Origin of the sequence: Rhodopseudomonas sp. BR0M22 (assembly GCF_010907035.1) — a bacterium.
Lineage (GTDB): Bacteria > Pseudomonadota > Alphaproteobacteria > Rhizobiales > Xanthobacteraceae > Rhodopseudomonas.
Genome location: NZ_QUMK01000121.1, coordinates 1 through 6,497, shown reverse-complemented (window position 1 = coordinate 6,497; position 6,497 = coordinate 1). Strand labels below are relative to the sequence as shown.

The following is a 6,497-nucleotide window of genomic DNA, read 5'->3' as shown; positions in this document are numbered from 1 at the left end:
GCGTCGGCCAAAGGCGGCGAGAGCCGAACTAGATCCGTCCGACCTGCACCAGCACGTCCGAGAACGTCGGCGCGCGGCCGAGATCGGCGAATGCGGGCGGCGTCAGCGCGTGGACGGTGGCGCCCTTGCGGTTGGAGCGCTGCCAGTAGCCGGACGGCGCCACCACGACGCCGGCCATCACGTCGGCCGACACCGTCGCATAGGCCTCGAACGATCCGCGATCGTTGAACACGCGGATCGGCGCGCCGGCCTCGATGCCGCGTGTGGCCGCGTCGTCCGGATTGAGAATGACGGCCTGCTCCTCGCCGGCCTGCGCGGTCTGCGCTGGAAGATTGCCGTAGTTCGAATTGAGGAAGGCGTGGCTCTTCGGCGAGATCAGGCTGAGCGGATAGCGCTCCGCCAGATGCGGCGCAGTGCGGGCGCTCTCGTTCGGCGAGATGTAGTGCGGCAGCGGATCGACCACCGCGCCGTCCTGCTCGCCATTGTAGCCCTGGCGGAACAGCGGCACGACGAAATTGCCGCCGTCCGAGATCGTCGACTTGAACTCGCACTTGCCCGACGCGGTCGGGAAATTGCCCTCGCGATGCGGCGCCCAATCAGCCGGCGCCGGCATGTTGAGCCGCGCATAGCCTTTGACCTTCAGATCGTCGAGCGTGATGCCCTCCAGCACCGGATTGGTCCAGTCCAGCGAGGCTTCGATCATCTCGTCGTCGCTGCGATAGAACGTCGGATCGGTGATGCCCATCGCCTTGGCGAGCCGGCGGAACAGCTCGGTGTTCGGCACCGCTTCGCCGAGCGGCTCGATCGCCTGATTGTTGTAGGACAGATAGAGGTGCCCCCAGGAGAACATGATGTCCGTCTGTTCGAGCTGGGTGGTCGCGGGCAGCACGATGTCGGCATATTTGGCGGTGTCGGTCAGGAAGTGATCGCTGACCACCGTGAACAGATCGTCGCGCTCGAGTCCCTTCTCGATCTTGTCCTGCTCGCTGACCATGGCCATCGGGTTGGCGTTGTAGACGAACAGCGCCTTGATCGGCGGATCGAAGCCGAGCTCGCCGGTGAGCGCGCGGCCGAGCCGCCACGAATTCAGCACGCGCATGTTTTCCGGCGCCAGTTCGGGCCGCATCAGCACCTCCCACTTCACCGGGAAGGCCCAGATCGGCAATTGCAGCAGGCCGCCGCCGACATGCTTCCAGGCGCCGATCAGCGCCGGCAGGCAGGCGATCGCCCGCACCGTCTGGCCGCCGCCGGCGTGACGTTCCACCGCGACGCCGATCCGCACCACCGCGGGCGGTGTGTTGGCGTATTCACGGGCGAGCTTGAGAATGTCGTCGACCGGGATGCCGGTCTCCTGCGCGGCGAATTCGGGCGTGTAGGTCGCGGCGCGCTCGACCAGTTCGTCGTAGCCGACCGTGTATTTGTCGATGTAGTCGCGATCGACCAGATTCTCCTTGATGATCACATGGATCAGCGCCAGCGCCAGCGCCGCATCGGTGCCGGGGCGGATCGGAATGTGCCAGTCGGCGAGCCGCGCGGTGCGCGTCTTCACCGGGTCGATCACCACCAGTTTGGCGCCGTTCTTCTTGGCCTGCTCGATGAACGGCCAGTGGTGCGAATTGGTGCTCAGCGTATTGCAGGCCCACAGGATGATGTACTTGGAGTGCACGAAGCTCTCGGGATCGACCCCCGGGGTGTGCCCGATCGTCATCATGTAGGCGGTACACGAGCCGGAATCGCAGAACGTGCGTTCGAGCACGGTGGCGCCGAGCTTGTTGAACAGCGGATCGCCGACGTTGAGGCCATTGATGACGCCCTGCGTGCCCAAATAACTGTAAGGCAGGATCGCCTGCGCGCCGTGCTCGGCGATGACCGATTTCCAGCGTGATGCGATGGTGTCGATCGCTTCGTCCCAGGAGATGCGGGCAAACTGCTTGGTGCCCTTCGGCCCGACCCGCTTCATCGGATAGAGCAGGCGCTTGTCGCTGTAGACGCGCTCCTCGTAGTTGTTGACCTTGACGCAGAGCCGGCCGCGCGTGAACGGGTGATCTGGATTACCGCGCACCGCGATCGCCTTGCCGTCCTCGACGGTGGTCAAGATCGAACAGGTGTCGGGGCAATCGTGGGGGCAGGCGCCTACGACGGTGGTCCGGGCCATGTGTCTCCTCCGTGTGCACGTTCAGAACATGCGCAAGGATGCGGCAGCGGCGACGGCGTGGCTTTTCCAAACCTGCTTGGTTGTTTTCCAAATCTGCCATGGACGAAAACCCGGTCCTATGGCACGGTAATTGCTTACCTGGACTGTTCTTGCCTGCACTCGCGTCAATCTGTGGAGATTCACGATGGGGATGCTCGGCAATTCTGTCGATAAATATGTGACCGGCAGAATGCTCCAGACTTCCAACGACCGGCGCTGGTCCCACCTGCTGGCGGAGCGGTGGAGCCACGAGTCCGGCGACCTGCCGTCGCTGCTGCCGCGCGACACCGAGATCGCCGTGCTGCTCCGCGGCTCTTCGGTGGTGGACCGAGAAGGCGCCGGCATGCGGCAGCGGACCCACGGCCGCCGCGGAACGGTGTGGCTGTGTCCGGCCGGCATCCGCGAGGATTTCATTAGGGTCGAAAGCCAGATCCACGAGTGCCTGCACATCTTCCTGCCAGGCCGGCCGTTCGAAGACACCATGCTGCAGGACATGGACATCGATCCGGCCGGAATGGTGATCCGCTACGAGGCGATCGACCACGACATCTTCATCGAGCACGTCGCCGACCGCATCCTGCAGGAGCTCGCTAACGAGTCGTCGACCGGCCGCTTGCTGATCGAAAGCCTCGGCCGCGCGTTATCGGCGCATCTGGTGCACAGCTATGCGGACACCGCCGTCCGCCTGAAACAGACACACACGACAAGCCGGCCGCTCGACGCGCGCCGCTTGGCGCGGGTGACCGACTTCATTAGTTCGTCGGTCGAGCGCGACTTCACCGTCAACGATCTCGCCTCGATCGCCTGCATGAGCCCGGCGCACTTCTCGCGCAGCTTCAAGGCCGCGACCGGCTGCGCGCCGCACGAATATGTCAGCCGGCAGCGGCTCGATCTGGCGAAGCGGCTGCTGGCGGCCGGCGACCAGCCACTCATCGACATCGCTTATGCGACCGGCTTTTCCTCGCAGGCGAACTTCAATCGCGCTTTCCGCAAGGCAGTCGGGACCACGCCGAGCCTCTACCGGGCGCAGCAAAGAACGACGATGAGCAAGTGCTGATCGTCGTCACCGCCGGTACGCGGTAGTTGTGCTCCGACGCCTCGCTGCGATGCGTCACTGCCGTGTAACAAACTACCGCTAGGGTCCGCTCGCGTCTGATCGAGGCCCCCCGTCGCCGATCAACGTCCCCAGCGGTCCCCGTCAGTCGCCGCGTCTGACCGGGGCCGCACCTTTTTGAGCGGCCCAAAGTCATTGCCATGCTGCGATTTATCCTGGTCATCGCCGCCGTCGTCCCGCTGACGCTGACGCTGCTGCCGGTCCATCTGCTGGCGAAGCGGTTAGGCTGGCGCGCGCAGCGCACGATTCCGCAATTGTATCACCGCATCGTCTGCGCGCTGATCGGCGTCCGCATTCATCAGGTCGGCCGCCGCTGCGACGGGCCGGTGCTGATCCTCTCCAATCACGTCTCCTGGCTCGACATCTGCGTGATTTCCGCGGTGGCGCCGGTGTCGTTCATCGCCAAGAGCGAAGTCGCGACCTGGCCGGTGTTCGGCGCGCTGGCGCGCTGGCAGCGCACCGTGTTCATCGACCGTCAGGCGCGGCATCGCACCGGCGAGGCGACGCGCGAAATCGGCGCGCGGCTGCAGGATGGCGACGCCATGGTGCTGTTCGCCGAAGGCACCTCGTCGGACGGCAGCCGGGTGCTGCCGTTCCGCTCGGCGCTGGTCGGCGCGGTGCATCACGCGATCGGCGAACAGACCGGCGCCGGCGTCGCGGTGCAGCCGATGGCGGTGACCTATACGGGTCTCAGCGGCCTGCCGATCGGCCGCGAACTGCGCGACCGGGTCGCTTGGTACGGCGATGCCGACCTGATCCCGCATTTCGTCGCGCTGCTGACCGCGGGCGCGATCGATGTCACCGTGAGCTGGGGCGACGCGGTCGCAACCTCGACGACCGCCGACCGCAAGCAGATCACCCGCGACGCCGAACAATCGGTGCGGCGGATGTGCGAAGCCGCCCGCCGCGCCGGCATGCGCGGCGCCATCGCGCCGCGCCCTGCCGCTGTGCCGGATGGACAGCCGGAAGCCGCGTAGCTTCACGCCGCCGCGGACACCGGCGACCACCTGATCTCGTCCGAGCCGACAAAGCAGGCGTGCGAGAACAGGCCGAGGTCCAGTTCGTTGATGAGGCGGACATCGCTCAGATCCGGGCAGCGCTTCTTGGCCGGATCGTAAGAGCGATCGATCTGCGAAATGATCACCAGGATCACACCCGCCGCGCGGGCGAACGATCGCAGCGCGCGGATCTGTGCATTCAGCTCCGGCGTGTCGCGGCGCCGATCGAGCAATTGCAGATAATCGACCACCGCCAGCGATCCGCGCTCGGCTGACGCCAGTTGGCCGATGATGTAGTCCGAGCAGATCGCATCCGACGTATCGAGCGTGAACTTGTCCGCCAGTGACGCCGGATCGGCCCCGATCGCGCGCAGCCGCATCAGCACCTCGGCTTCGGTGTATTCCAGCGTGAAGAAGGCGCTGGTACGCCCGGCCTTGATCGCCTCGACGGCGAGTTCGAGGCTGAGCAGCGTCTTGCCCTGCCCCGGCCTCGCGCCGAGCAACACCAGATCTCCGGGGCTGAGCGCTGCGAACAGACGCGCCGCGGGCGACGCTGCGGCCGAGTCGATCAGCAGGCTCCAGCGCGCAAACCCTTCGGCCGCGGCGACCTGATCGAGCGCCGCGTGCAGCGGCAGGTTTTGGGAGCGGGACAGCAGTTTGGCTTTACGTTTCAGACGATAGACCGGCGCAGACAAGCGCATCTCGACAACCTCCTCGATCGAGCCGTTCCCGCAATCCCTCCTCATGCCGGTGCTCGAACAAGTGGTTCGACGGTCGTAGAGCCCGGTATGAACGATACTTTCCCGATGGAGGGGGGAGGCGCGGGCCACGCCAGAATCAAATTATAGCTCGCCTCGCCTGCGCCGAGAACGGCTTTCGCATCCGTGATGCCGTGACGACGCACGGCATGACGCGGCTGTGATCGGGGCGCTGCCTTGCGGCGCTGCGGGGCGCGCGCCACAATGCACCGCTTCAAGCATCTCTCAAGGACACTTCATGGACATTCGCAATCTCGGCGGCAGCGGCCTGCGGGTCTCGGTCGTCGGCCTCGGCTGCAACAATTTCGGCCAGCGGACCGATGCCGAAACCTCGAAGCAGGTGATCCACAAGGCGATCGACCTCGGCGTCACGCTGTTCGACACCGCCGACATCTATGCCGGCATGGGCGGCTCCGAGACCGTGCTGGGCAACGTGCTCGGCGACCGCCGCAAGGACATCGTGCTGGCGACCAAGTTCTGCAAGCCGATGGCAACCGACGGCACCAAGCAGGGCGCGTCGCGGCGCTACATCGTCGAGGCGGTCGAGGCCAGCCTGAAGCGGCTGAAGACCGACTGGATCGACCTGTATCAGCAGCACGACTACGATCCGCTGACGCCGATCGACGAGACCCTGCGTGCGCTCGACGATCTGATCCGCGCCGGCAAGGTGCGCTACATCGGCAATTCGAACTTTCCGGCGTGGCGGATCGCCGAGGCCGAGTACGTCGCCCGTGCGCTCGGCACCCACCGCTACGTGTCGTGCCAGGACGAATACAGCCTGGTGGTGCGCGACATCGAGAAGGACCTGCTGCCGGCCGCGCAGGAATACAAGCTCGGCCTGCTGCCGTTCTTCCCGCTGGCGAGCGGACTTCTGACCGGCAAGTACCAGCGCGGCACCGAGGCGCCGGCGCACACCCGCTTCGCCAAGATGCCGGCGATCCGCGACCGCTATTTCACCGACGCCAATCTCGATCTGGTCGACCGGCTGAAGGCGTTCGCCGAAGCCCGCGGCCACTCGCTGCTCGAACTGGCGTTCTCCTGGCTTGCCTGCCGCCCGCAAGTCTCCAGCGTGATCGCCGGCGCCACCACCCCGGAGCAGATCGAGCAGAACGTCAAGGCCGCGAGCTGGAAGCTGACGGCGGAAGAGATGGCCGAGGTGGACGCGATTACGAAGGGGTAGTTGGCGGCAACGACTCCTCACACCGTCATTCCGGGGCGCGCCCGAAAGGGCGCGAACCCGGAATCCCGAGGTGAGTGGGCATTGAGTTTAGTGTGCGTGTCAGATTCCGGGTTCGCTCGCTACGCGAGCGCCCCGGAATGACAGGTGGAGAGGTGGTGTTCCTTCTATTGGTCCCGACCGCCGCACGCCCCCTTCCCTCCGCGACCTTCCGCGTATTGCATCGCGGTCCAGGCAGAGTACGCTGCGAGCGTGT

5 protein-coding genes are annotated in these 6,497 nt (G+C 65.8%); 3 read left to right on the top strand and 2 right to left on the bottom strand.

Annotated features, from left to right (window positions below):
* Positions 1-28: 28 nt before the first annotated feature.
* Positions 29-2,155: a molybdopterin-containing oxidoreductase family protein gene (locus tag DY468_RS24100; RefSeq protein ID WP_164608085.1), complete on the bottom strand. Its 2,127-nt coding sequence runs from the start codon at positions 2,153-2,155 to the stop codon at positions 29-31.
* A gap of 229 nt (positions 2,156-2,384) precedes the next feature.
* Between DY468_RS24100 and DY468_RS24095 the strand changes: the two genes are divergently transcribed.
* Positions 2,385-3,251 (top strand): AraC family transcriptional regulator, encoded by an 867-nt coding sequence (locus tag DY468_RS24095; protein WP_246701106.1) that lies wholly within the window; start codon positions 2,385-2,387, stop codon positions 3,249-3,251.
* 197 nt (positions 3,252-3,448) lie between these two features.
* A complete protein-coding gene (gene olsA, locus DY468_RS24090) occupies positions 3,449-4,285 on the top strand; it encodes a lyso-ornithine lipid O-acyltransferase (protein ID WP_164608081.1) in 837 nt (278 codons plus the stop codon).
* 2 nt (positions 4,286-4,287) lie between these two features.
* Here the strand turns inward: olsA and DY468_RS24085 are convergent, their stop codons facing one another.
* Positions 4,288-5,007 (bottom strand): DNA helicase, encoded by a 720-nt coding sequence (locus DY468_RS24085; RefSeq protein WP_164608079.1) that lies wholly within the window; start codon positions 5,005-5,007, stop codon positions 4,288-4,290.
* Positions 5,008-5,302: 295 nt separating this feature from the next.
* On the opposite strand from DY468_RS24085, the gene DY468_RS24080 reads away from it, so the two are divergent.
* Positions 5,303-6,244: an aldo/keto reductase gene (locus DY468_RS24080; RefSeq protein WP_164608077.1), complete on the top strand. Its 942-nt coding sequence runs from the start codon at positions 5,303-5,305 to the stop codon at positions 6,242-6,244.
* Positions 6,245-6,497 lie beyond the last annotated feature (253 nt).

What these genes read in the sequence shown, in the direction of transcription:
- olsA (WP_164608081.1), top strand. Translation starts at nt 3,449, where the DNA reads ATGCTGCGATTTATCCTGGTCATCGCCGCCGTCGTCCCGCTGACGCTG.
- DY468_RS24095 (WP_246701106.1), top strand. Translation starts at nt 2,385, where the DNA reads ATGCTCCAGACTTCCAACGACCGGCGCTGGTCCCACCTGCTGGCGGAG.
- DY468_RS24085 (WP_164608079.1), bottom strand. Translation starts at nt 5,007, where the DNA reads ATGCGCTTGTCTGCGCCGGTCTATCGTCTGAAACGTAAAGCCAAACTG.
- DY468_RS24080 (WP_164608077.1), top strand. Translation starts at nt 5,303, where the DNA reads ATGGACATTCGCAATCTCGGCGGCAGCGGCCTGCGGGTCTCGGTCGTC.
- DY468_RS24100 (WP_164608085.1), bottom strand. Translation starts at nt 2,155, where the DNA reads ATGGCCCGGACCACCGTCGTAGGCGCCTGCCCCCACGATTGCCCCGAC.